This window comes from Amycolatopsis sp. TNS106 (genome assembly GCF_019330265.1).
In the GTDB taxonomy this organism is placed as follows: domain Bacteria; phylum Actinomycetota; class Actinomycetes; order Mycobacteriales; family Pseudonocardiaceae; genus Amycolatopsis; species Amycolatopsis lurida.
The window spans coordinates 8,411,821-8,435,670 of record NZ_CP024972.1 but is presented as its reverse complement, the minus strand read 5'-3'; the positions used below and the strand labels follow the sequence as shown (position 1 = coordinate 8,435,670).

The following is a 23,850-nucleotide window of genomic DNA, read 5'->3' as shown; positions in this document are numbered from 1 at the left end:
CGTCCCGCCGCCGGGGCTCGATCGGGGGACGCCCCCGGCCGCTACCATCGGTTTCCGATACGCCGGGGGGTCGGCGGGCACGGGCCGAGGCAGGACGACCGGGAAGGGGCAGTGTGGACGTCGCCAGTCCCCGGCTGTCGACCGGACCGGACGCGGCAGAGACGTCAGCGGTACGTCCGTCCAGGACGGTGCTGCGCCTTTCCCTGCACGCGGCCTGGGTGCTGGCGCTCGCCGTCGTCACCGAACTCCGGGTGGGGCGCTTCGGTTTCCACCCGTCGGACCAGGGATTCATCCTCGCCCAGGCGTGGCGGGTGCGGCACGGCGAAGTCCCGCACTCCGACATCATCTCCGCGCGGCCGCTGGGTTCGGCGTACCTGCACATCGTCGACTTCATGCTGCCGGGGCCGCTGTTCTTCGTCTCCAGCGTGCTCAGCATGCTGGAGATCATCCTGGCGACCATCGCGTTCGCCGTACTGGTCACCCGGCGCCGCGTCCGTGACTGGGGTCCGGGGCTCACCGGGCTGACGGCGGCCGCGGCGTTGCTGAACCTCAACGCCTTCCCGCTGATGGCCTGGCACACGATCGACGGGATCTTCCTGACCGCGTGCGGCGCCTGGGCACTGGATTCGGGGCTGCGTAACGGCAAGGCGTGGCCGCGGCGGCTCGGCCTGGCGCTGCTGGGCACCGCGGTGTTCGTCAAGCAGAGTTTCGCGCCGGTGCCGCTGATCGCGCTGTGCTGGCTGCTGCTGCACCCGTCGCTGCGGGAAGGCTCGTTCCGCACCGGCCGCTGGTGGGCGCGGCGGGCCTGGGATCTGCTGGCGCTGGGCGCTTTCCTGGTGTTCTACATCGGAATCGTCGCACTCGACGGCGGGCTCGGCGCGATGGCCGAGCAGCTCACCGGTGGCCTTCCCGCATACGGCCAGCGCCTTCTCGGGCTGTGGCTGGAAGATCCCGCGTCCCTGGTGCGGCCACCGGTGCGGGGCTTGACCTTCTTCGCGATCGCCGGAGTGCTCCTGGCCCTGCTGGGGATCTTCCGCGACCGCGCGGGTTTCGCCGGCGCGGTCCTCGCACGGCTGCTGCTCCTGGCCGGCGTGGCGATCGTGGTCGGCACCGTCGTCGACGGGCACTTCACCGGCGCGTCGCGCTGGGCGGACGTCCTCTGGTGGATCCTCGGTGTCGCGCTCCTGGTGAACTGGGTCACGACGCGGCGCTTCCCGAGAATGGGCGCTCTGGTCTTCGCGACCGGCTTCATGACCAGCCTGTCGTGGGGGAACGACACTCCGACGCTGTTCACCGGAACACTGGCGCTGACGGCGATCCTGCTGCTGTCGGACGCGCTGCCGCCGCTGCCGGAGCCGTCCCGCCGGATCGGGCTGGCAGGCGCCACGGCGATGGGCCTGGTCGCGGTGCTCGCGTCGGGCTGGGCCGTCGTCGCGCACCACGACGAAGCCGCGTACCTAGACATGGCGCACGAGAAGCTGACCGGTGACCTCGGCGAGGTGACGCCGTCGATGCGCGGGATCCGGACCAACCCGGGCACCTTCACCTACATCTCCCAGATCCAGGACTGCGTCACGCGATTCCCCGCGGGCCGCACGGCCGTCCTGCCGGACAACCCGTTCGCCTATCCCGCCTTCGGCCTGCGCAACCCGTTCCCGCTGGAATGGCCGCTGCCGCTGGAGATCGTCGCCGACGCTCCGGAACGCATGCTCTCGACGGCCGACGAGCTCAACCGCGAAGGCGACTACCTGGTGCTGTTCCAGACCGTGAGCATGCCCGTGCTGGCCAAGGGCGGGCCGGTGCCCGCCGAGGTCGCCGGGGACGCGCCGATCTTCGACTACCTGGGGCTGGAGAACGCGTTGCGTTCACGGCTCACCGGGCAGACCGTCACCTGCGGCAGCTTCATCGGCAAGTGGGCGCCGCGCCCCTGACGCAATTCGTCATCTGAATGCGGTCCTTGCACACGCAAGGACCGCATTCAGATGACGAATTGCAGGGTCAGTCGACGCCGGCGTCCTCGGGACGACCGGAAGCGAGTCCGGCGAGGACGTCCAAAGCGGCCGCGAGAGTTTCGAGCGGTGGTGACGAGACGGCGAGGCGGACCGCGTTCGGCGCGTGGCCGGGGACGACGGCGAACGCGGCCGCCGGGGTGACCGCGATTCCGCGGCGCGCGGCCGCGGCGACGAAGGTCTCGGCGCGCCAGTGTTCGGGGAGTTCCCACCAGCAGTGGTACGCCCGCGGATCGGCACGCAGGGTGAACCCGGCCAGCCGCGCCGCCGTCACCCGCTGGCGTTCCGCGGCGTCGAGCCGTTTCGCCCGCTCGACGGTTTCCAGGGTCCCGTCGGTGATCCACCGGGTGGCGGCTTCGACGGCGAACCGGGGCGCGACCCACCCGCCCGAGCGCACGGCCGAGGCCAGCCGTTCCTTCAGTTCCGCGGGGACGGCGAGGAATCCGGTGGTCAGCCCCGGGGCGAGCCGTTTGGACAAGCTGTCGGTGAACACCGTGCGTTCCGGCGCGTACGCCGCGAACGGGCGGACCTCGGGCCGGAGGAAGGTGTAGATACCGTCCTCGATCACCGGGATGTCCATCCGGCGCACCGTTTTCGCCAGCTCGACGCGCCGCGCATCGTCCATTGTGGACCCGAGCGGGTTGTGCAGCGTCGGCTGGACGTACAGCGCGCGGACGGACGCGGCTTCGAGCGCCTCGGGAATGAGACCCCTGCCGTCGGTCTCGACGGGCACCAACTGGACGCCGAGCCGTCCGGCGAGCGCCTTGACCACGGGATAGGTGATGGCTTCGACGGCCAGGCGCTCCCCCATCGGCACGAAGGCGGCGATGGCGGCCGCGATGGCCTGGCGCCCGCTTCCGGCGAAGAGGATTTCCGGCGTCCAGCCGTCCTTCGCGAGCAGCCCGGCGACGGCGTCACGTGCCTGCTTCGAGCCGGAGACGCTTCCCGGCCGCAGCGAGGCCGTCAGGACGTCGTCGCGCAGCAACGGCTCCAGCGCCTTCCCGACCAGCGCCGACTGTTCCGGGAGGACGGCGAAGTTGAGCTCGAGGTCGACCGTCGCGCCACCCGGTTCGGCGAGCGCGGTCTCCAGCGGCGGCCTTCCGGCGCGGACGAACGTGCCCCGGCCGACCTCGCCGACCACGACACCTCTCCGGACGAGTTCGCCGTAGACCCTGGCGGCGGTCGAGTTCGCGATGCCGCGTTCGCGGGCGAACCGCCGCTGCGGGGGCAGCCGGTCGCCAGGACGGAGCCTGCCCGCCTCGACGTCGGCGGAGATCTCGTCCGCGACTATCCGGTAATCCTCCATGATGTTCCTTCGATCGCACCGAGACCGCTCGCGGGATTGCACTGCGATAGTGCACTGCGGATGATGCCATCGACGAGCGTCGTGAGCCGACTGCGACCTACGGAACACCACAACGGCGGACTCCTAGGTTAGCCTAACCTGCGTGGAGACCGTGGAAACCCTCACCGAGCAGAGTACGACGTCCCGCCTGCACGCGGACGCGCTCACGCTCGCCTACGACGGCCGGACCGTGGCCGAAGACCTCGGGGTGGTCATCCCCGACCGGTCGTTCACCGTCATCGTCGGCCCGAACGCCTGCGGCAAGACGACGCTGCTGCGCGCGCTCGCGCGGATGCTCAAACCCCGCCAGGGTTCGGTGTTCCTCGACGGACAGGTGATCAGCTCCTTCCCCGCCAAAGAGGTCGCCCGGCGGCTCGGCCTGCTTCCGCAGAGCTCGATCGCGCCCGACGGCATCACCGTCGCGGACCTCGTCGCGCGCGGCCGGTACCCGCACCAGCGCCTGCTGCGCCAGTGGTCGCGCGAGGACGCCACCGTGGTCGCGGAGTCCATGCGCGCCACCGGGGTCGACGACCTGGCCGAGCGGCTGGTCGACGAACTGTCGGGCGGCCAGCGGCAGCGCGTGTGGATGGCGATGGCGCTCGCGCAGGAGACCGATCTCCTGCTGCTCGACGAGCCGACGACCTACCTGGACATCGCGCACCAGATGGACATCCTCGACCTGTGCGCGCAACTGCACCGGGAACAGGGCCGGACACTGGTCGCGGTCCTGCACGACCTCAACCACGCCGCCCGCTACGCCACGCACATGATCGCGATGCGCGGCGGCGAGGTCCTGGCGACCGGCTCACCCGAAGAGGTCGTGACCGCGGCCAACGTCGAGAAGATCTTCGAGCTGCCCTGCCGGGTGATGCCGTGCCCCGAAACCGGGACCCCGCTGGTGATCCCGAAGGCCGGGCGCCGCGCCGCGTGATCATCCCGGAGTAGGTTGGCGGCGGAGGTGCCATGACACAGCAGCTGTGGTCCGAAGTGGACGACTACTTGTCCGGGGTGCTCATCCCGTCCGATCCAGCCCTCGAAGGCACGCGGCAGGCGTCGGACGAGGCCGGGCTGCCGTCGATCGCCGTCGCGCCGAACCAGGGCAAACTGCTCAACCTGATGGCGAGGATGATCGGCGCCCGGTCCATCCTGGAGATCGGCACGCTCGGCGGGTACAGCACGATCTGGCTCGCCCGCGCCCTGCCGCCGGAGGGCAGGCTCGTCACCCTCGAATTCGACCCGAAGCACGCCGAGGTCGCGCGCGGCAACATCGAAGCGGCCGGGCTCGGCGGGCTGGTCGACGTCCGCGTCGGCAAGGCACTCGACCTGCTGCCGTCGGTCGAGGGCCCGATCGATCTGGCGTTCATCGACGCCGACAAGGTCAACAACCCGGCCTACTTCGAGGCGTCGCTGGAGCTCGTCCGGCCCGGCGGCGTGATCGTGGTCGACAACGTCGTCCGAGGCGGCGCGGTGACCGACGCCGCCAGCGAAGACCCCAACATCCAAGGGATCAGGCGGCTGCACGAGATGATCGCCGCCGAACCCCGCGTCGACGCGACGGCCGTCCAGACGGTCGGCAGCAAGGGCTATGACGGGCTCACCGTCGTACTCGTGAAGCCCTGACGGAACCGCTCGGCCGGCTGGGTCGTGAGTGGTAAGTGTCGTTAGAACGCGACTTACCACTCACGACCAGCTGGACCGATGCCTCACCGCGGCGCCGTCGTCAAGGGGCGCGGGGCGGAGCCGTCCGGCCACCGCACCGGCAGTCCCTGGTGGAAGCCGGTCATGAAACGCTGCCACATCTCGGCCGGGATCGTCCTGCCGGTCAGTTTCTCCCCGGCGGCGTCCCGCATCCGGCGCGGCTCGTCGGAGCCGACCCAGACCGCGGTCGCGAGCTGCGGCGTGTACCCGACCGCCCAGCCGCCGGCGTTGTCGTCCGTCTCATTGAACTGGAAGTCGCCGGTCTTCAGCGCCGCCGGGCGGTCCTTCAGGCCGGTGGCCAGCACCTGGTTCATCGTGCCCGCGATCCGGCGGCTCAGCGCCTCGTCGCCCTTGAACGCGGGTGTCCTGTCCGACGGCCGTTCCCACACGATTTCGCCGTTCTCGTCCCGGATCTTCGACACCAGATGCGGGGTCGCACGCAGGCCGTCGGCGGCGAAGGTCGCGTAGGCGCCGGCCATGTCGCTGGGGCGCAAGGGATACCGGCCGACCGCGATCCCCGGGCCGATCAGGAAACCGTCCTTCTCCCGCAACGTCACCGCGCCGTCGACGGTCTCGGGGATCCCGGCCGCACGGGCGCCTTCGCGGACCGTTTCCGCGCCGAGCTTCTTCGCCAGGTCGACGAACGGGCCCCGGGCACCTCGTCCCATCGCCTCGCGCAGCGTGCATTTCCCGGCTTCGCCGCATTGGTCCTGGAACTCGAAGGTCTCGCCGAGGAAGTCGACCGCCGCGGGCGCCTTGAGCGGTTCGTCCACGCCGATGCCCCGTTCGAGGCCGGCGGCGAGGATGAACGGCTGGAAGGCGGTGCCGGTGCCGTACGGGGTGCCGGCGTAGTCGTGCACGCTCCAGCCACCGCCGTTGTAGGCGCGGATGGCGCCGGTCCCGGGTTCGACGGCGACCAGCGACGCCCGGAAGTGCTCCGGCTGTCCTCGCAACCGCTCCTTGACCGTCTTCTCGGCTTCGGCCTGCGCTCGCGGATCGATGGTCGTCTCGACCTTCATCGCGCCGCCGCGGAGCCGGTCGAGCGGGTAGCCGACCTGTTCCAGTTCCGCGAGGACCTGCTGTTTGACGTGGTACTGCTCGTAGGTCACGCGACCGGCCCGGGTCTCCGACGGCGCCTGGATCGCGTCCTCCGGATAGGTCATGGCGACCGCCTCGGCCTGACTGACGTAGCCGCGCGTGACCAGCTTGTTCACCACGTAGGACCAGCGCTTCATCGCGTGCTCGTGGCTGGAGGCGTACGGGTCGTGCACCGACGGCGACTGGATCATGCCGGCGAGGAACGCCGCCTCGCTCCAGGTCATCGAGTCGTCGAGCTTGCGGCCGAAGTAGGCGTTCATCGCCGACGCCGGGCCGTAGGTGCCGCGGCCGAACGAGATGATGTTGACGTAGCTCGCGAAGATCTCCTTCTTGGTCTGCTGCTGGGTGATCTTCGTGGCGAGCACCAGCTCGGAGAACTTGCGGGTGAGGGTGGCGTCCTCGTTGCCGGTGGATTTCTTGATGTACTGCTGGGTGATCCCCGAACCGCCGCCGACGCCGGTCACCAGCGCGCGGCCGAGTCCGGTGAGGTCGAAACCCTCGTTGTCCCAGAAGGTCGGGTCCTCGGTCGCGACGATCGCGTCGCGCAGTTTCGCGGGGACGGCGTCGTACGGCACGAACAGCCGATCGCCGCCGGGCGGGACCACCTTGAGCAGTTCGGAACCGTCGGCGTTCTGCAGGACGACGGTCTTGTCGAGGTCGGCGAGCACCTCTTGCGGGCTGCGGACGTCGAGCAGGACGTACGCGAGCCCGAACGCGACGACGGGGATGCCGATCAGCAGGCCGAGCGTCCAAGCGGCGATCCTGCGCCACCTGCGCTTCTTCCCTTTCGGTTCGGGAACGGCCGTGGTCTCCGACTCGGGTGCGACTGCCTCATCCGGGTTCTCCACGCCAGGTTAGACGCCCGAACGAGTGAAAAGGTTGTGGGAAAGTCACCGGATCGTGCGCGATTCACAACTTGAAGAATTCTTCATTTGATAATGTAGCCAGGTGCCCGTCCCCCTGTACCAGGCCAAAGCGGAGTTCTTCCGCATGCTGGGTCACCCGGTCCGGATCCGTGTGCTCGAACTACTCGCCGAGGGCCCGAAGGCCGTCCGCGAACTCCTCGCCGAGATCGAGGTCGAACCGTCCAACCTCTCGCAGCAGCTTGCCGTCCTGCGCCGGTCGGGAATCGTCACCTCGGCGCGAGAGGGGTCGACGGTCGTGTACGCCCTTGCCGGCGGGGACGTCGTCGAGCTCCTGCGGGCCGCCAGGCGCATCCTCACCGAGTTACTGACCGACCAGAACACCCTCCTGGCCCAGCTACGCGACGCGGAGTGACGTCATGGCAGGGCTGAGGCTTTCGGAATTGCGCTCGCTCCTGCCCGGGCGCGAAGACCTGCGCACGCTCAAACGCGCTCCACGGCACGATCTCATGGCGGGCCTCACGGTCGCGATCGTCGCGCTCCCGCTGGCGCTCGGTTTCGGCATCTCCTCCGGGCTCGGAGCCGAAGCCGGGCTCGTCACCGCGATCGTCGCCGGTGCGCTGGCCGCGGTCTTCGGCGGCTCCAACCTCCAGGTGTCCGGGCCGACCGGGGCGATGACCGTGGTGCTGGTGCCGATCATGGCCACGCACGGAGCGGGCGGCGTGCTGACGGTGGGCCTGCTCGCCGGTTTGCTGCTGCTCCTGCTCGCGGCCGCCCGCGCCGGCCGGTACATGCGCTATGTGCCGACGCCGGTGGTCGAAGGGTTCACGCTGGGCATAGCAGGCGTGATCGCGTTGCAGCAGGTCCCCGCCGCGCTCGGCGTCGCCACCCCCGAAGGCGAGAAGGTGGCCGTCGTCGCGGCGAAGGCGGTGGCCGATTTCGCCGGGCATCCCGCCTGGCCCTCGATCGCGATCGCCGCCGGGGTCGCCGCCCTGATGCTGCTCGGCGCGAAGTGGCGGCCGTCGATCCCGTTCTCGCTGGTCGCGGTGGCCATCGCAACCCTCGTGAGTCATTTCGCGCAGCTGCCGGTCGCTCGCATCGGCGCCCTGCCCAACGGCCTTCCCGCCCCTTCGCTGGACTTCCTGGATCTGTCGACCTTGGGCGCACTGGCGCCCTCCGCCGTCGCGGTCGCGGCACTTGCCGCGCTGGAAAGCCTCCTTTCGGCCACGGTCGCGGACGCGATGAGCGTCAACGAGAGGCACGACCCGGACCGGGAACTCTTCGGGCAAGGCCTCGCGAACCTCGTCACCCCGCTGTTCGGCGGTGTGCCCGCCACGGCGGCGATCGCGCGCACCGCGGTCAACGTCCGCGCGGGCGCGAAGTCCCGGCTGGCCTCGTTCACCCACGCGATGGTGCTGGCGGTGATCGTCTTCGCGGCCGCACCGCTGGTCGCCACGATCCCGATCGCGGCACTCGCCGGGGTGCTGCTGGCCACGGCCGTCCGCATGGTCGAGGCGGGCTCGGTCCGCGCGCTGCTGCGCTCCACCCGGCGTGACGCGCTGGTGCTCGTGCTCACCGCGGCCGCGACCCTGATCCTGGACCTGGTCACGGCGGTCATCCTCGGCCTCGTCATGGCGGGCGCGCTCGCGCTGCGGGCGATCGCGAAGGCGGCCCGCGTCGAGGAGGTACCGCTCGACCACGCCGATCACGCGGCCGAGGAACGGGCGCTGCTGGACGAGCACATTGTCGCGTTCCGGCTCGACGGCCCGCTGGTCTTCGCCGCGGCCCACCAGTTCCTGCTGGAGCTGTCCGAGGTGGCCGATGTGCGGGTGGTCATCCTTCGGCTGTCGCGGGTGTCGGCCATCGACGCCACCGGCGCCCTCGTCCTGAGGGACGCCATCGAACGTCTCGAACATCGCGGGATCACAGTCCTGGTGTCGGGGATCAGACCCGGCCACGAAAAGGTGCTCGACGAGCTCGGCGTCGCAGACCGGCTTCGCGCCGAGGGACGGGTCTTCCCGGATACGCCCCACGCCATCGACTTCGCGCACGCCCTGCTGACGTCATCCTCAAGCGAGAAACGCGCGAAGCAGTGAAGCCGTCCCTTCGACGTGCTCCGCCATCGCCCTGCGGGCCGCCTCGGCGTCTCCGGCGAGGATCGCGTCGACGATGGCCTCGTGCTGGGCGTTGGAGTGCTCCAGATTCGGTTCGAGCAGCGGGATCATGTCGAGCAGCTGGTTGACCCGCATCCGCGCGTCGGCCATCGCCGTGGTCAGCGAGCCGGACGCGGTGACCTCGGCGATCGCCAGGTGCAGCCGCGAGTCCTTGCGCCGGTAGTCGCCGACGTCGGCCGCGGCCGCCTCGGCGAGCGTGCTGGTCAGATGCTGCCGGTCGGCCGGGCTGAGCGAACGGGACGCCGCCATCTCGGCGGCGCCGGTCTCCAGGACGTGCCGCAGGCCGAGCGCGTCCTCCAGGGCGGCGTTGTCGACCTTCCGCCCCTCGGCGGCGGGCGGATCGGGCAGGACGTCGTTGACGAACGTGCCGCCGTACCGCCCACGCCGAGACTCGACGTAGCCCGCGTCGGACAGCGCGCGGATGGCCTCGCGCAGCGTCACCCGGCTGACCCCGAGCCGCTCGGCGAGCTCACGCTCCGAGGGCAGCCGCTCCCCCGCGCCCACCACGCCCAGCTTGATCGTCTGGAGCAGCCTTTCGACGGTCTCTTCGAAGGCGTTGCCCGCGCGCACCGGGCGGAACAGCGCGTCACCCGCGTTCGCGACCGTGCTCGACTCCACCCTTCGAGTTTAGGTGGCCCGCAATTCGGCACCGGGTTGCGGTGGTTGCGCACGCATCCATCGCAAGGAGGTGACGAATTGCGGGACGGGTCAGCATTCGATGACGTTCACGGCGAGGCCGCCGCGCGCGGTCTCCTTGTACTTCACGCTCATGTCGGCGCCGGTCTCGCGCATCGTCTTGATCGCCTTGTCCAGCGTCACGACGTGCGAACCGTCGCCGCGCATGGCCATCCGCGCGGCGTGGATCGCCTTCGACGCGCCGACGGCGTTGCGCTCGATGCACGGGATCTGGACCAGCCCGCCGACCGGATCGCAGGTCAGCCCCAGGTGGTGCTCGACGCCGATCTCGGCGGCGTTCTCCACCTGCGCGGGCGAGCCGCCGAGGACCTCGGTGAGCCCGGCGGCGGCCATGGCGCTGGCCGAACCGACCTCGCCCTGACAGCCGACCTCGGCGCCCGAAATCGAGCCCGTCTGCTTGAGGATCGAGCCGATCGCGCCCGCGGTGAGCATGAACGTCACGATGCCGTCGTCCGACGAGCCCCGGATGAACCGCTGGTAGTAGTGCAGAACGGCCGGGATGATCCCCGCCGCGCCGTTGGTCGGCGCGGTCACGACACGACCGCCCGCGGCGTTCTCCTCGTTGACCGCCAGCGCGTACAGGCTCACCCAGTCCATCGCGTACAGCGGATCGCCGACGCCGTCCTCGGCGAGCAGCTTCTCGTGCAACGCCTTCGCGCGGCGCGGCACCTTCAGCCCGCCCGGCAGGACGCCCTCGTGCTCGCACCCGTTGCGCACGCACTCCACCATGACCTGCCAGATCTCCAGCAGGCCCTCGCGGACCTCCTCGCGCGTGCGCCACGAAAGCTCGTTGCGCAGCATGATCTCGCTGATCGGCAGCCCGGTGTTCTCGCAGTGGGCCAGCAGATCCGCACCGGTGCGGAACGGGAACTCCAGTTTCGTCGAGTCCTCGACGACGACGGTGTCGGTCACATCGGACTCGTCTCGCACACTGTGCCCATTTACAACGAAGCCGCCGCCAACGGAGTAGTAGGTCCGCTCGCGCAGCACCTTCCCGTCGGCGTCGAACGCGCGGAAGATCATCCCGTTCGGATGCGCCGGCAACGACTTCCGCCGGTGCATGGTCAGGTCAGTGTCCTCGGTGAACACGATCTCGTGCTCACCACGCACCTTCAACCGGCAGGATTCGCGGATCTCCGCGATCTTGCCGGGCACCGTGTCGGTGTCGATCTCCTCCGGACGCTCCCCCGACAGCCCGAGCAGCACGGCCTTGTCGCTGCCGTGCCCGAACCCGGTCGCGCCCAGCGAACCGAAAAGCTCGCTCTGGACACGCGCCGTGGCCGTCAGGTCGCCGTCGGCGGCCAGACCGTCCACAAAGGTCAGTGCGGCGCGCATCGGGCCCACCGTATGGGAGCTGGAGGGGCCGATGCCGATCGAAAACAGGTCGAAGACGCTGATCGCCATTGATCTGCCCTCCTTCCTATCTGGCCAGCAGTGAGCTGGCTTCTTGGGCCGCGGGCCCTTCGGCGGCGAGATGGGCCAAGTTCTCCGACAGCGCTTCGCCGCGGTGAGCCTTCGTCTGCGCGAACAGCCGCCCGGCCCGATACGACGAGCGTACGAGCGGCCCGGCCATCACACCAGCGAAGCCCATCGCCTCGGCGGCCTTCGAGTGCTCGACGAACTCTTCGGGCTTGACCCACCGGTCCACCGGGTGATGACGAGGCGACGGCCGCAGGTACTGGGTGATCGTGAGGATCTCGCAGCCCGCGTCGACCAGGTCCTTCATCGCCGGAGCCACCTCCTCCGGCGTCTCGCCCATGCCCAGGATCAGGTTCGACTTCGTCACCAGACCGGCCTCACGGGCCTTCGTGATGACCTCCAGCGACCGCGCGTACCGGAAACCCGGCCGGATCCGCTTGAAGATCCGCGGCACCGTCTCCACGTTGTGCGCCAGCACCTCCGGCCGCGAACCGAACACCTCGGCCAGCTGCTCCGGAACCGCGTTGAAATCCGGGATCAGCAGCTCGACACCCGTACCCGGGTTCAACGCGTGGATCTGGCGCACGGTCTCGGCGTACAACCACGCGCCGCCGTCCTCCAGATCGTCACGCGCGACACCGGTCACCGTCGAGTAGCGCAGACCCATCGCCTGGACACTCTCGGCGACCTTGCGCGGCTCCGTGCGATCCAACGCCGCCGGCTTGCCCGTGTCGATCTGGCAGAAGTCGCAACGCCGGGTGCACTGGTCCCCACCGATCAGGAACGTCGCCTCACGGTCTTCCCAGCATTCGTAGATGTTGGGACACCCGGCTTCTTCGCAGACGGTGTGGAGGCCTTCGCGCTTGACCAGTCCCTTGAGCTCGGTGAACTCCGGACCCATCCGCGCGCGGGTCTTGATCCACGACGGCTTCTTCTCGATCGGGGTCTGCGCGTTGCGGACCTCGAGCCGGAGAAGTTTGCGCCCCTCGGGGAGCGCGCTCATCGGTTGAGGTCCGCGTACAGCGGGTGCTTCTTGGCCAGGAGTTCGACACGGGCGGACAGCGACTGGCGCAGGGCCTCGTCGAAGTCCGGCCGCAGCGCCTCGGCGATGACGTCGGCCACCTCGGCGAAGTCCTCGGCGCCGAAGCCGCGGGTCGCGAGCGCCGGGGTGCCGATCCGCAGGCCGGAGGTCACCATCGGCGGCCGCGGGTCGAACGGGACGGCGTTGCGGTTGACCGTGATACCGACCGAGTGCAGCCGGTCCTCGGCCTGCTGACCGTCCAAAGTGGAGTTGACCAGATCGACGAGCACCAGGTGCACGTCGGTCCCGCCGGTCAGCACGCGGACACCGGCTTCGGTGCAGTCGGTGCGCGAAAGGCGGTCGGCCAGGATCTTCGCGCCTTCGAGCACGCGCTGCTGACGCTCGCGGAACTCTTCGCTCGCGGCGATCTTGAGCGCGACGGCCTTGGCGGCGATGACGTGCTCCAGCGGACCGCCCTGCTGGCCGGGGAACACCGCCGAGTTGATCTTCTTGGCGAGTTCCTGACGGCACAGGATGATGCCGCCGCGCGGGCCGCCGAGCGTCTTGTGCGTGGTCGTGGTGACGATGTCCGCGTACGGCACCGGGCTCGGGTGCAGGCCCGCGGCGACGAGACCGGCGAAGTGCGCCATGTCGACCATGACCTTCGCGCCGACCTCGTCGGCGATGCGGCGGAACTCGGCGAAGTCGAGCTGACGCGGGTACGCCGACCAGCCCGCGATGATCAGCTTCGGCTTGTGCTCCTTGGCGAGGCGCTCGATCTCCTCGACGTCGACGATCCCCGTCTCCTTGTCGACGTGGTAGGCGACGACGTTGTACAGCTTGCCGGAAAAGTTGATCTTCATCCCGTGGGTCAGGTGCCCGCCGTGGGCGAGGTCGAGACCGAGGATGGTGTCGCCGGGGTTGAGCACCGCGACCATGGCGGCGGCGTTGGCCTGCGCGCCCGAATGCGGCTGGACGTTGGCGTGCTCGGCGCCGAAGAGGGCCTTCGCGCGGTCGATCGCCAACTGCTCGATGACGTCGACGTGCTCGCAACCGCCGTAGTAGCGGCGGCCGGGATAACCCTCGGCGTACTTGTTGGTCAGCACCGAACCCTGGGCCTCGAGCACGCCCACCGGGGCGAAGTTCTCCGAGGCGATCATCTCCAGGGTCGACTGCTGCCGGTCGAGTTCGGCGGCGACGGCCGCGGCGACCTCGGGGTCCACATCGGACAGGGCAGCGTTGAACATCTCAGTTCTCCTGGGTCAGGACGGCGTAAGCCTGGGCGTCGAGCAGGGCGGGCACGTCACCGGACAGACGCACCTTCAGGAGCCATCCTTCGGCGTACGGGTCCGAGTTGATGAGCTCGGGGGTGTCCGTTGTGGCCTCGTTCACCTCGACGACCTCGCCGTCCACGGGTGCGTACAGCTCGCTGACCGATTTGGTCGACTCGACCTCGCCGAACACCTCGCCCGCGACGACGGTGTCGCCGACCGAGGGAAGCTGGACGAACACGATGTCACCGAGCGACTCGGCGGCGAAGGCGGTGATGCCCACGGTGGCGACGCCGTCGGCGACGCTCAGCCACTCGTGTTCCTTCGTGTACTTCAGGTTCTGAGGGATGCTCATGATGGTTCGGGGGCCTTTCAGGCGCGGGAGTAGAAGGGCAGGGCGACGACCTCGACGGGCTCGATACGGCCCCGGATGTCGACGGAAAGCTCGGTGCCGGGCTCGGAGTGCTCCCGGTCCACATAGGCCATGGCGATCGGGTAACCCAGCGTCGGCGAAAGGGCACCGCTGGTGACCTCGCCGATCTCGGTCTCGCCCGCCAGGACGGTGTAGCCGTGGCGCGGGGCGCGGCGGCCGGAGCCCTTGAGCCCGACGCGCACGCGGGGGACGTCCTTCTTGGACAGTTCCTCAAGCGCGGCCTTGCCCACGAAGTCGCCCGGCTTCTCGAACTTGACCACGCGGCCGAGACCGGCCTCGAACGGGCTCAGCTGGAGGCTGAGTTCGTTGCCGTACAACGGCATTCCGGCTTCGAGACGCAGGGTGTCGCGGCAGGCGAGACCGGCCGGGAGCAGGCCGTGCGGCTCGCCCGCGTCGGTCAGGATGCGCCACACGGCGGGAGCCTCACCGGCCGGGACGTACAGCTCGAAGCCGTCCTCGCCGGTGTAGCCGGTGCGGGCGAGCAGGACGTCGTGACCCTTCACGACGGCCGGGACGCTCGCGTAGTACTTGAGCGCGCCCAGATCGGCGTCGGTGACGGCGCCGAGGATCTCGACGGCCTTCGGGCCCTGGACGGCGATCAGCGCGACGTCCTCGGACTTGTTCTCGACGACCGCGTCGAAGCCGGAGACCCGCTCGGCCAGCGCCGCCGCGACCACGTCGGCGTTGCCCGCGTTGGCCACGACCAGGAACTTCTCGTCGGCGAGGCGGTAGACGACCAGGTCGTCCAGCACGCCGCCGTTCTCGTCGCAGATCATCGTGTAGCGCGCCCGGCCCGGCTTGACCCCGGACAGGTTGCCGACCAGCGCGAAGTCGAGGGTGTCGGCGGCCTGCGGGCCGGTCACCTCGATCTCGGCCATGTGGGAGAGGTCGAACAGGCCCGCGGCCTCGCGGACCGCCTTGTGCTCCGCCAGCTCGCTGGAATAGCGGATCGGCATCGACCAGCCCGCGAAATCGGTGAACAGCGCACCCAGTCCTTTGTGGACTCCGTGCAGGGACGTCTCTTTCGACATCAAGTGCCTCAGTTCTCGTAGGCGTTGAGCGGCGGGCAGGAGCAGACGAGGTTACGGTCCCCGCGCGCACCGTCGATGCGGCGCACCGGAGGCCAGTACTTGGCCTTGCGATTCACTCCGGCGGGGTACACCGCCAGTTCGCGGTCGTAGGGCAGGTCCCACTCTCCGACGAGGGTCTCGGCCGTGTGCGGGGCGTTGCGCAGCGGGCTGTTGTCCGCGGCCCACTTGCCCTGCGCGACGGCGTCGATCTCCGCGCGGATGGCGATCATCGCCGCGATGAAGCGGTCGATCTCGCCGAGGTCCTCGGATTCGGTCGGCTCGACCATCAGCGTGCCCGCGACCGGGAACGACATGGTCGGGGCGTGGAAGCCGTAGTCGATCAGGCGCTTCGCGACGTCGTCGACGCTGACGCCGGTCTCCTTGGTGAGCCCGCGCAGGTCGAGGATGCACTCGTGCGCGACCAGACCGTCCTGGCCGGTGTAGAGCACCGGGTAGTGCTGGTTGAGGCGCTTGGCCACGTAGTTCGCCGCGAGGACGGCGACCTGCGTCGCGGCGGTGAGCCCGCCCGCGCCCATCATGCGGACGTACGCCCACGAGATCGGCAGGATCGACGCCGAGCCGTACGGGGCGGCGCTGATCGGGCCGACACCGGTTTCGGGACCGGCCTTCTCCAGCATCGGGTGGTTGGGCAGGTACGGCGCGAGGTGCGCGCGGACCGCGACCGGGCCGACACCGGGGCCGCCGCCACCGTGCGGGATGCAGAAGGTCTTGTGCAGGTTCAGGTGCGAGACGTCGCCGCCGAACTCACCCGGCTTGGCGAGACCCAGCAGCGCGTTGAGGTTCGCGCCGTCGACGTAGACCTGGCCGCCCGCGTCGTGGACGATCTTGGCCAGTTCGTCGATGCCGTGCTCGTACACGCCGTGCGTGGACGGGTACGTGACCATGATCGCGGACAGCGTGTCGCGGTGGGCCTCGACCTTGGCGCGCAGGTCGTCGAGGTCGACGTTGCCCTCGGCGGTGCACTTCACCACGACGACGCGCATCCCGGCCATGACCGCGGAGGCGGCGTTCGTGCCGTGGGCGGACGACGGGATCAGGCAGACCTCGCGTTCGGCCTGGCCGTTGGCGTGGTGGTACGCGCGGATCGCGAGCAGGCCGGCGAGCTCGCCCTGGCTGCCCGCGTTCGGCTGCAGCGACACCTTGTCGTAGCCGGTGACCTCGGCCAGCCAGCCGGACAGCTGCTCGACGAGGACGTGGTAGCCCTCGGCCTGGTCGGCGGGCGCGAACGGGTGGATCCCCGCGAACTCGCGCCAGCTGATCGGCTCCATCTCGGTGGTGGCGTTGAGCTTCATCGTGCAGGAGCCGAGCGGGATCATGCCTCGGTCGAGCGCGTAGTCGAGGTCGGACAGGCTGCGCAGGTAGCGCAGCATCGCGGTCTCGGAGCGGTGGGAGTGGAAGACCTCGTGCGTGAGGTACTCGCTCTCGCGGTCGAGGCCGGTGGGGAGGGCGCGGGCTTCGGCGGCCTGGGTGTCGGCAGCGTCGATACCGAAGGCGTTGAGCACCTTGGCGATGATCGCGGGCGTGGTGACCTCGTCGACGGCGACGCGGACGTGGTCGGCGTCGACCGGGCCGAGGTTGATCCCGTTCTCCCGTGCGACCGCGACGACCGCTTCGGCCTGCCCGGGCATGCGGGCGAGGACGGTGTCGAAGAAGCCCTCGTGGACGACCTCGACGCCCGCCGCGCGGAGGGCGTCGGCCAGGCCCGCGGCGAGTCCGTGGACGCGGGTCGCGATGCGCTTGAGGCCGTCGGGGCCGTGGTAGACCGCGTACATCGCGGCGAGCACGGCGGGCAGCACCTGCGCGGTGCAGATGTTGGAGGTCGCCTTCTCGCGGCGAATGTGCTGCTCGCGGGTCTGCAGGGCGAGGCGGTACGCGGGGTTGCCGTCGGCGTCGACCGAGACCCCGACCAGGCGGCCCGGCAGCGAGCGCTCGAGCCCGGCGCGGACGGCCATGTACCCGGCGTGCGGCCCGCCGTACCCGAGCGGGACACCGAAGCGCTGGGTGGAACCGGCGGCGATGTCGGCGCCGAACTCACCCGGCGCGGTGATCAGCGTGAGGGCGAGCAGGTCGGCGGCGACGGTGTACAGCGCGCCGGCGGCCTTCGCGGTCTCGGAGATGGCGGAGTAGAAGCCCGCGCCACGCAGGACACCGGAAGCGCCCGGGTACTGGACGACGACACCGAAGAACTCCTCCGGCAGGCCCGTGAGCAGGTCACGGACCTCGACCTCGACGCCCATGGCCTCGGCGCGGGTGCGGACGACGGCGATGGTCTGCGGCAGGCACTCGGCGTCGAGCACGACCTTGTTCGACTTCGCCTTGGACGCGCGGCGCATCAGCATGACGGCCTCGGCGACGGCGGTGGACTCGTCGAGCAGGGAAGCGTTCGCGGTGGCGAGGCCGGCCAGCTCGGAGACCATGGTCTGGAAGTTGAGGAGGGCTTCGAGACGGCCCTGCGAGATCTCCGGCTGATACGGCGTGTACGCCGTGTACCAGGCCGGGTTCTCCAGCACGTTGCGGCGAATGACCGCCGGGGTGACCGTGTCGTGGAAGCCGAGGCCGATCATCTGCGTCATCGGCTTGTTGAGCGCGGCGAGCGCGCGAAGCTCGGCGATGGCGTCCTCTTCGGACGCGGCGGGGGGAAGTTCGAGGTCGCGGGTGACCCGGATCGCGGACGGCACGGCGGCCTGCACCAGGGCATCGAGACTGCCGTAGCCGACCTCGGCGAGCATCTTGGCCTGCTCGGACTCCGAGGGGCCGATGTGCCGGTCGTCGAAGGACGTACTGGTCAAGGGAGCTCCTTGGGTCAGGCGCCGGATAGACCGGTGCGCTGGGAACTCCCCCTCTGTCATGGCACCTGAGAGTTTCACCACCGTTGCGGGTGGCTTTCACCTTGGGTGAGACGCACTTGCGCGCCTGCTTTCCAGAGTGGCCTCGCGTGAAGCGGTAGTGGGTACCTGAGAGATTCCGGGGAGTTTGCTCCTTCGGTGCCCCACCACGTTCGTGGGGGCTCTCCCGCTCCAGCTCGACGGCCCTGTCTGAAGTTGTGCGCACACCGTACCTGGCGTGTTCGACGCGCGTCTACTTCCAGCCGAGCACGTCACTTGCGTGCTCGGAGCCGTCACTCGCGTGACGGCTCCGAGCACGCGAGTTACGCGTTCTCCATCATCATCTCGGCGGTGATGGTGCCGCAGAGGTCGGCACAGCGCGTCATCATGGCGGCGGCGTCGGCGAGTTCGGCGTCACCGGTCTTGGCGCACTCGTCGGCGCACATCCGCATCATCTGGGAGGCGAGGCCGCACATCTTCGCGCACATGCGCATCATCTCGAGGTCGGCGACCATGGCGGAGCAGCGCATCATCATGTCGGCGCACATGCGGGACATGTCCGCGCAGGTCACCATCATCATGCCGAGCTTCGCACCGCCCAACTCCATACAGCGCGTCATCATCTCCTCGCACCGGACGTGGCACTCGTTGCACAGGTCGATGCAGTCACGCATGGCGGTGCTCATCTGCCGGGTCATGCTGGGCCTCCTGGGTGGTCCTGGCTGCTGGCTACGCGTTGTCAGGACTACAGCGCAGGTCAGCGGCCCGCCATCCCAGCCACCGGGACGAGTGACGGCACGAATTCAGAGGAAAGCGTCCTTCCGCTCCCTGCCCCCGAGTCCGTGAAGGCCTCCTTGAGGGACTCTGGGTCCCTCAAGGAGGCCTTCACGGACAGAGCAGCCGAGGACCATCGCATTCAGAGGACTAAATGCGTGACGTCGTCAGAGCGGGGTGACGTAGGCGCCCGAGATACCGCCGTCCACCAGGAACTGCGACGCCGTGATGAACGAGGCGTCGTCGCTCGCCAGGAACGCGACGGCAGCCGCGATCTCCTCCGGCTCCGCGAACCGCCCGACCGGCACGTGCACCAGCCGCCGCGCCGCCCGCTCGGGGTCCTTCGCGAACAGCTCCTTGAGCAGCGGCGTGTTCACTGGGCCCGGGCACAGCGCGTTGACCCGGATGTTCTCCCGCGCGAACTGCACGCCCAGCTCCCGGCTCATCGCCAGCACCCCGCCCTTCGACGCGGTGTAGGAGATCTGCGACGTCGCCGCGCCCATCACCGCGACGAACGACGCCGTGTTGATGATCGAACCCTTCCCCTGCCGCTGCATATGCGGCAACACGGCCTTGCAGCACAGGTACACCGACGTCAGGTTGACCTTCTGCACCTTCTCCCACGCGTCGATGCCCGTCGTGAGGATCGAGTCGTCCTCGGGCGGGGAGATGCCCGCGTTGTTGAACGCGACGTCGACCGAGCCGAAGGTGTCCACAGTGGTCTGGAACAGGGCCTCGACCTGCTCGGCGTCGGTGACGTCGGCCTGCACGAACAGCCCGCCGACCTCGTCGGCCGCGGCCTTGCCCGCCTCGGCGGAGATGTCGCCGATGACGACCTTCGCGCCTTCGCTCGCCAGCCGCCGCGCGGTGGCGAGGCCGATGCCGCTGCTACCGCCGGTGATGACCGCGACGCGGCCCTCGAAACGCTGAACCATCATTCCTCCGTGCTGATGAAAACGTTCTTGGTCTCGGTGAAGGCGTCGAGCGCGTCCGGGCCGAGTTCCCGGCCGAGCCCGGACTGCTTGAACCCGCCGAACGGCGTCCAGTACCGGACGGATGAATGCGAGTTGACCGACAGGTTCCCCGCTTCGACACCACGCGCGACGCGGAAGGCGCGGCCGACGTCGCGGGTCCAGATCGAGCCGGACAGCCCGTACTCCGTCTGATTGGCCATGGTGATCGCGTCCGCCTCGCCGTCGAACGGGACCACGGCGACGACGGGGCCGAAGATCTCCTCGGACGCCAGCGGATGCCGCAGGTCCGGCGGGGTGACGACGGTCGGCGCGAACCAGTATCCGGGGCCGATGGGCGCGTTGCCGCGGAAGGCGACCGGCGCCGCGTCGTCCACATAGGACGAGACCTTCGCGTGGTGCCCCGCCGAGATCAGCGGGCCCATCTCGGTCACCTCCAGCCGCGGATCCCCCACGACGACGCCGTTCACCGCGGGCTCCAGCAGCTCCATGAACTTCTCGTACACGCTCGACTGCACCAGGATCAGCGACCGCGCGCAGCAGTCCTGCCCGGCGTTGTCGAAGACGCCGTACGGCGCGGTGGCCGCGGCCTTCTCCAGGTCGGCGTCGGCGAAGACGATGTTCGCGTTCTTGCCGCCGAGTTCCAGCGTCACCCGCTTCACCTGCGCGGCACAACCGGCCATGATCTGCCTGCCGACCTCGGTGGAGCCGGTGAACACCACCTTCCGCACCGCCGGGTGGTCCACGAAGCGCTGTCCCACCACGGATCCTTTGCCGGGAAGCACCTGGAAGACGTCTTCGGGGATCCCCGCCTCACGGGCGAGTTCGCCGAGGCGGATCGCGGTCAGCGGCGTGAGCTCGGCGGGTTTGAGCACGACGGTGTTCCCGGCGGCGAGCGCGGGCGCGAACCCCCAGCCCGCGATGGGCATCGGGAAGTTCCACGGCACGATCACCCCGACCACGCCGAGCGGCTCGTGGAAGGTCATGTTCACGCCGCCGGGCACCGGGATCTGCTTGCCGCTCAACCGTTCGGGGGACGCGGAGTAGTACGTCAGCACGTCGCGGACATTGCCCGCTTCCCAGCGCGCGTTGCCGATCGTGTGGCCGGCGTTGGCGACCTCCAGAGCGGCGAGGTTCTCGATGTCGGCGTCGACGGCGTCGGCGAACCGGCGCAGCAGCCTCGCCCGGTCGCCCGGGGCCACCGCGCGCCAGGCGGGGAACGCCTCGTGCGCGCGCGCGATCGCCGCGTCGGTCTCCTCGGCCGAGGTCGGCTCGACCGACCGCACCACCTCCTCGGTGGCGGGGTTGATCACCTCGAACGTGGTCATGCGCGCTCCTTCGCTGCTTCTACGAGTGCCTCGAAAAGCCTGATGTCGTCGGGATTCTGCTCGGGATGCCACTGGACGCCGAGGACGAACCCGCCGCCGGGCAGTTCGGCCGCCTCGATGGTCCCGTCGGCGGCCCAGCCGACCGGGACCAGCCCGTCGCCGAGCCGGTCGATCGCCTGATGGTGGTAACACGGCACCTTGGTCTCGGCGCCGAGGATCGACGCGACGCGGCTGCCCTCGGCAAGCCTCACCGTAGTGGTGCCGAAGGTCCCGGGCGCGGGCTGATGGTCCGCACTGTCCAAAGTGTCCGGCAGGTGCTGAGTGAGCGTGCCGCCCAGCGCGACGCTGAGCACCTGGAGCCCGCGGCACACGCCCAGCACCGGTTTCCCGGTGTCCAAAGCGGACCGCACCAGGCCGAACTCGAAGGCGTCCCGGTTCGGCCTCGTGTACGTCGTCGCGTGCTGCTCCTGTCCGTAGCGCGCCGGGTCGACGTCGGCGCCGCCGACCAGCACGAGAGCGTCCACGGCGGACATCAGCCGATCGTGCGCCCCGCTCACCGGCGGCAGCAGGACCGGGACGCCGCCCGCCGCGACGATCCCGTCGACGTAGACCCGGTGCAGCAGTGCGGCTTCGGTCTCCCAGACGAGGAACTTCGCGGGTTCCAGATAGGAGGTGAGCCCGATCAGGGGCTCAGAGCCGTTCGAAGCCACGGATCCTCTCCCAGTCGGTGACGGCGGCGTCGTACGCGGTCAGTTCGACCTTCGCCGCGTTCAGGTAATGATCGACGACCTCGTCCCCGAACGCGGACCTGGCGAGCTCGCTCCCGTCCAGCAGCGCCGCGGCTTCCCGCAGGGTCGTCGGCACGGTCGGCTTGCCGGAACCGTAGGCGTTGCCCTGGAACTCCGGCTCCAGCTCCAGTTCGTTCTCGATGCCGTGCAGCCCGGCCGCGATCAGCGCGGCCACCGCCAGGTACGGGTTGACGTCGCCGCCGGGGACCCGGTTCTCGGTGCGCAGCGAGTCTCCGTGCCCGACGACGCGGAGCGCGCAGGTGCGGTTGTCGGTGCCCCACGCGACGGCCGTCGGCGCGAAGCTTCCGGGGACGAACCGCTTGTAGGAGTTGATGTTCGGCGCGAAGAAGTAGGTCAGCTCACGCAGCCCGGCGAGCTGACCGGCGAGGAAGTGCTCCATCAGCGGCGAGAACCCGCCGGGGCCGTCACCCGCCAGGACGGGTTCGCCCTCGGCGGAGCGCAGGCTGATGTGGATGTGGCACGAGTTGCCCTCGCGTTCGTTGTACTTCGCCATGAACGTGAGGCTCTTGCCCTCCTGCGCGGCGATCTCCTTGGAGCCGGTCTTGTAGACGCTGTGGTTGTCGCAGGTGGTCAGCGCGTCGGCGTAGCGGAACGCGATCTCGTGCTGGCCGGGGTTGCACTCGCCCTTGGCCGACTCGACATACAGGCCCGCTCCGCCCATGTCGTTGCGGATACGGCGCAGCAGCGGCTCGATCCGCGCGGTGCCGAGCATCGAGTAGTCGACGTTGTACTGATTGGCCGGGCGGAGGTCCTGGTACCGCTTGTCCCATGCCGACTCGAAGGTGTCGTCGAAGACGATGAACTCCAGTTCGGTCCCGACGTAGGCGGCGAGACCGCGTGCGGCGAGCCGGTCGAGCTGACCGCGCAGGATCTGGCGGGGCGACGGGGCCACGGCGCCGCCTTCCACCCGTTCGAGGTCGGCGAGGACGAGCGCGGTGCCCTCCTGCCACGGGAGCAGGCGCATCGTGCCGAAGTCCGGGCGCATGACGAAGTCGCCGTAGCCGGTTTCCCAGGACGACATCGCGTAGCCGTCGACGGTGTTCATGTCCACGTCGACCGCGAGCAGGTAGTTGCACGCTTCGGTGGCGTGCTCGACGACCTCGTTGAGGAAGTATTCGGCGGCGCAGCGTTTGCCCTGCAGCCTGCCCTGCATGTCGGTGATCGCCACCAGCACCGTGTCGACGGTGCCGTCCTCGACCAGTTCCCGGAGCCGATCCAGCGTGAGCATGCCGCGCCTGTTCGCCATCAGCCTCACCTAAAGGTTCGAAGCGGTACCTTTGCGGCTTCTTCCTACCGGGTCGACCGAATGCGGTCAACTCGACCAATGGTCTGATTGGTTACCCATTGCGGACTGTAGTTGATCCCTGGGCGGATTGTCTGCGATGCCCGGCTGAGAAGATGCTGTGAATCCCGCCGGACGGGAGGAGATCCGCACACCCGGAACGTTGTACGGATCAAGAGAGGTGAGAAGGAATGACACAGGCATTCACGCAGCAGACCACGTTCACCGAGCCCCAGGGGCGGGCTCAGCTCCCGACGATGCCCAGTGGGTGGCCGATCGGCTCGTACGAGTCGTACTCCGAAGCGCAGCGTGCCGTCGACCACCTCGCGGGAACGGACTTCCCGATCACGGACGTCACCATCGTCGGGGTCGAGCCGGTCCTGGTCGAGCGGATCGCCGGACGGATGGGCTGGAGCAAGGTGCTGACCAGCTCGGCGCTGTCGGGCGCGATGTTCGGTATGTTCCTCGGCCTCGTGCTGAGCCTGCTGAACCCGGGCGCCGGCCTGGTGCCGATCCTCGTCGGCCTCGTCGGCGGTATCGGGTTCAACCTGCTGTTCGGCGCGCTGGGGTACGCGGCTTCCAAGAACAAGCGCGGGTTCATCTCGCAGAGCCAGCTGGTCGCCCGGCGTTACGACGTCCTGGCCCAGCCGCGCAACGCCGAGAAGGGCCGCGCCCTGCTGGCCGACCTGGCCGCCAGGAGCGCGTTCAACCACTGAGCTTCACCCCCACGTGAGCCGGCACCT

At 69.5% G+C, this 23,850-nt stretch carries 20 protein-coding genes and 1 riboswitch; of the genes, 6 read left to right on the top strand and 14 right to left on the bottom strand.

From position 1 onward, the window contains the following. Nucleotides 1-113: 113 nt before the first annotated feature. Nucleotides 114-1,931: a hypothetical protein gene (locus CVV72_RS39160; protein ID WP_219149618.1), complete on the top strand. Its 1,818-nt coding sequence runs from the start codon at nucleotides 114-116 to the stop codon at nucleotides 1,929-1,931. 67 nt (nucleotides 1,932-1,998) lie between these two features. Here the strand turns inward: CVV72_RS39160 and CVV72_RS39155 are convergent, their stop codons facing one another. Continuing rightward, nucleotides 1,999-3,315: a PLP-dependent aminotransferase family protein gene (locus CVV72_RS39155; protein ID WP_219149616.1), complete on the bottom strand. Its 1,317-nt coding sequence runs from the start codon at nucleotides 3,313-3,315 to the stop codon at nucleotides 1,999-2,001. 142 nt (nucleotides 3,316-3,457) lie between these two features. Between CVV72_RS39155 and CVV72_RS39150 the strand changes: the two genes are divergently transcribed. Together CVV72_RS39150 and CVV72_RS39145 are read left to right on the top strand one after the other, a co-directional pair. After that, the gene (locus CVV72_RS39150; protein ID WP_219149614.1) at nucleotides 3,458-4,285 is read left to right on the top strand and encodes an ABC transporter ATP-binding protein; all 828 of its coding nucleotides are present in this window, start codon (nucleotides 3,458-3,460) and stop codon (nucleotides 4,283-4,285) included. A 32-nt stretch (nucleotides 4,286-4,317) separates the two neighbouring features. Beyond that, on the top strand, nucleotides 4,318-4,974 hold the full coding sequence (locus CVV72_RS39145) for an O-methyltransferase (RefSeq protein ID WP_219149612.1): 657 nt from the start codon (nucleotides 4,318-4,320) through the stop codon (nucleotides 4,972-4,974). Between the two features lie 83 nt (nucleotides 4,975-5,057). On the opposite strand, the gene CVV72_RS39140 is transcribed toward CVV72_RS39145, so the two are convergent. Then, complete coding sequence (locus CVV72_RS39140) at nucleotides 5,058-6,998, bottom strand: transglycosylase domain-containing protein (RefSeq protein WP_219149610.1); 1,941 nt, start codon at nucleotides 6,996-6,998, stop codon at nucleotides 5,058-5,060. A gap of 100 nt (nucleotides 6,999-7,098) precedes the next feature. Here CVV72_RS39140 and CVV72_RS39135 point away from each other — a divergent pair, with 100 nt between their 5' ends. Continuing rightward, the gene (locus CVV72_RS39135) at nucleotides 7,099-7,428 is read left to right on the top strand and encodes a helix-turn-helix transcriptional regulator (RefSeq protein WP_219149608.1); all 330 of its coding nucleotides are present in this window, start codon (nucleotides 7,099-7,101) and stop codon (nucleotides 7,426-7,428) included. A gap of 4 nt (nucleotides 7,429-7,432) precedes the next feature. Continuing rightward, nucleotides 7,433-9,109: a SulP family inorganic anion transporter gene (locus CVV72_RS39130; protein ID WP_219149606.1), complete on the top strand. Its 1,677-nt coding sequence runs from the start codon at nucleotides 7,433-7,435 to the stop codon at nucleotides 9,107-9,109. Here CVV72_RS39130 and CVV72_RS39125 read toward each other — a convergent pair. From CVV72_RS39125 to CVV72_RS39070, 12 genes are all read right to left on the bottom strand, one after another. Further along, nucleotides 9,083-9,805, bottom strand: a complete 723-nt coding sequence (locus tag CVV72_RS39125; protein ID WP_034323422.1) for a FadR/GntR family transcriptional regulator — start codon at nucleotides 9,803-9,805, stop codon at nucleotides 9,083-9,085. The two genes, CVV72_RS39130 and CVV72_RS39125, sit on opposite strands and share 27 nt — an antisense overlap. A gap of 90 nt (nucleotides 9,806-9,895) precedes the next feature. Further along, entirely contained in the window at nucleotides 9,896-11,287 is a 1,392-nt protein-coding gene (locus CVV72_RS39120; RefSeq protein WP_219149604.1) for an L-serine ammonia-lyase, read from the bottom strand. A 16-nt stretch (nucleotides 11,288-11,303) separates the two neighbouring features. Beyond that, on the bottom strand, nucleotides 11,304-12,305 hold the full coding sequence (lipA, locus tag CVV72_RS39115; RefSeq protein WP_219149602.1) for a lipoyl synthase: 1,002 nt from the start codon (nucleotides 12,303-12,305) through the stop codon (nucleotides 11,304-11,306). Continuing rightward, on the bottom strand, nucleotides 12,302-13,570 hold the full coding sequence (gene glyA, locus CVV72_RS39110; RefSeq protein ID WP_034323427.1) for a serine hydroxymethyltransferase: 1,269 nt from the start codon (nucleotides 13,568-13,570) through the stop codon (nucleotides 12,302-12,304). The genes lipA and glyA overlap by 4 nt, the downstream gene beginning before the upstream one ends. Before the next feature lies 1 nt (nucleotide 13,571). Next, entirely contained in the window at nucleotides 13,572-13,949 is a 378-nt protein-coding gene (gene gcvH, locus CVV72_RS39105; protein WP_219149600.1) for a glycine cleavage system protein GcvH, read from the bottom strand. A gap of 17 nt (nucleotides 13,950-13,966) precedes the next feature. Then, on the bottom strand, nucleotides 13,967-15,058 hold the full coding sequence (gcvT, locus tag CVV72_RS39100; protein ID WP_034323432.1) for a glycine cleavage system aminomethyltransferase GcvT: 1,092 nt from the start codon (nucleotides 15,056-15,058) through the stop codon (nucleotides 13,967-13,969). 8 nt (nucleotides 15,059-15,066) lie between these two features. Next, complete coding sequence (gene gcvP / locus CVV72_RS39095) at nucleotides 15,067-17,907, bottom strand: aminomethyl-transferring glycine dehydrogenase (RefSeq protein ID WP_219149597.1); 2,841 nt, start codon at nucleotides 17,905-17,907, stop codon at nucleotides 15,067-15,069. Between the two features lie 142 nt (nucleotides 17,908-18,049). After that, a riboswitch (glycine riboswitch) is annotated at nucleotides 18,050-18,143 on the bottom strand. Nucleotides 18,144-18,266: 123 nt separating this feature from the next. After that, nucleotides 18,267-18,641: a hypothetical protein gene (locus tag CVV72_RS39090; RefSeq protein WP_219149595.1), complete on the bottom strand. Its 375-nt coding sequence runs from the start codon at nucleotides 18,639-18,641 to the stop codon at nucleotides 18,267-18,269. Between the two features lie 243 nt (nucleotides 18,642-18,884). Continuing rightward, nucleotides 18,885-19,652 (bottom strand): 3-oxoacyl-ACP reductase, encoded by a 768-nt coding sequence (locus tag CVV72_RS39085; RefSeq protein ID WP_125786634.1) that lies wholly within the window; start codon nucleotides 19,650-19,652, stop codon nucleotides 18,885-18,887. Beyond that, nucleotides 19,652-21,016: an aldehyde dehydrogenase gene (locus tag CVV72_RS39080; protein ID WP_219149593.1), complete on the bottom strand. Its 1,365-nt coding sequence runs from the start codon at nucleotides 21,014-21,016 to the stop codon at nucleotides 19,652-19,654. Before CVV72_RS39080 ends, CVV72_RS39085 begins: the two co-directional genes overlap by 1 nt. Beyond that, nucleotides 21,013-21,726, bottom strand: coding sequence for a gamma-glutamyl-gamma-aminobutyrate hydrolase family protein (locus CVV72_RS39075; protein WP_219149591.1), 714 nt, complete (start codon nucleotides 21,724-21,726; stop codon nucleotides 21,013-21,015). Before CVV72_RS39075 ends, CVV72_RS39080 begins: the two co-directional genes overlap by 4 nt. Beyond that, nucleotides 21,707-23,071, bottom strand: a complete 1,365-nt coding sequence (locus CVV72_RS39070; RefSeq protein ID WP_219149589.1) for a glutamine synthetase family protein — start codon at nucleotides 23,069-23,071, stop codon at nucleotides 21,707-21,709. Before CVV72_RS39070 ends, CVV72_RS39075 begins: the two co-directional genes overlap by 20 nt. A 227-nt stretch (nucleotides 23,072-23,298) precedes the next feature. Here CVV72_RS39070 and CVV72_RS39065 point away from each other — a divergent pair, with 227 nt between their 5' ends. Continuing rightward, a complete protein-coding gene (locus CVV72_RS39065) occupies nucleotides 23,299-23,823 on the top strand; it encodes a general stress protein (protein ID WP_034323444.1) in 525 nt (174 codons plus the stop codon). Nucleotides 23,824-23,850 lie beyond the last annotated feature (27 nt).

What these genes read in the sequence shown, in the direction of transcription:
- CVV72_RS39155 (WP_219149616.1), bottom strand. Translation starts at nt 3,315, where the DNA reads ATGGAGGATTACCGGATAGTCGCGGACGAGATCTCCGCCGACGTCGAG.
- CVV72_RS39145 (WP_219149612.1), top strand. Translation starts at nt 4,318, where the DNA reads ATGACACAGCAGCTGTGGTCCGAAGTGGACGACTACTTGTCCGGGGTG.
- CVV72_RS39130 (WP_219149606.1), top strand. Translation starts at nt 7,433, where the DNA reads ATGGCAGGGCTGAGGCTTTCGGAATTGCGCTCGCTCCTGCCCGGGCGC.
- CVV72_RS39120 (WP_219149604.1), bottom strand. Translation starts at nt 11,287, where the DNA reads ATGGCGATCAGCGTCTTCGACCTGTTTTCGATCGGCATCGGCCCCTCC.
- lipA (WP_219149602.1), bottom strand. Translation starts at nt 12,305, where the DNA reads ATGAGCGCGCTCCCCGAGGGGCGCAAACTTCTCCGGCTCGAGGTCCGC.
- glyA (WP_034323427.1), bottom strand. Translation starts at nt 13,570, where the DNA reads ATGTTCAACGCTGCCCTGTCCGATGTGGACCCCGAGGTCGCCGCGGCC.
- gcvH (WP_219149600.1), bottom strand. Translation starts at nt 13,949, where the DNA reads ATGAGCATCCCTCAGAACCTGAAGTACACGAAGGAACACGAGTGGCTG.
- gcvT (WP_034323432.1), bottom strand. Translation starts at nt 15,058, where the DNA reads ATGTCGAAAGAGACGTCCCTGCACGGAGTCCACAAAGGACTGGGTGCG.
- CVV72_RS39090 (WP_219149595.1), bottom strand. Translation starts at nt 18,641, where the DNA reads ATGACCCGGCAGATGAGCACCGCCATGCGTGACTGCATCGACCTGTGC.
- CVV72_RS39085 (WP_125786634.1), bottom strand. Translation starts at nt 19,652, where the DNA reads ATGGTTCAGCGTTTCGAGGGCCGCGTCGCGGTCATCACCGGCGGTAGC.
- CVV72_RS39080 (WP_219149593.1), bottom strand. Translation starts at nt 21,016, where the DNA reads ATGACCACGTTCGAGGTGATCAACCCCGCCACCGAGGAGGTGGTGCGG.
- CVV72_RS39070 (WP_219149589.1), bottom strand. Translation starts at nt 23,071, where the DNA reads ATGGCGAACAGGCGCGGCATGCTCACGCTGGATCGGCTCCGGGAACTG.
- CVV72_RS39065 (WP_034323444.1), top strand. Translation starts at nt 23,299, where the DNA reads ATGACACAGGCATTCACGCAGCAGACCACGTTCACCGAGCCCCAGGGG.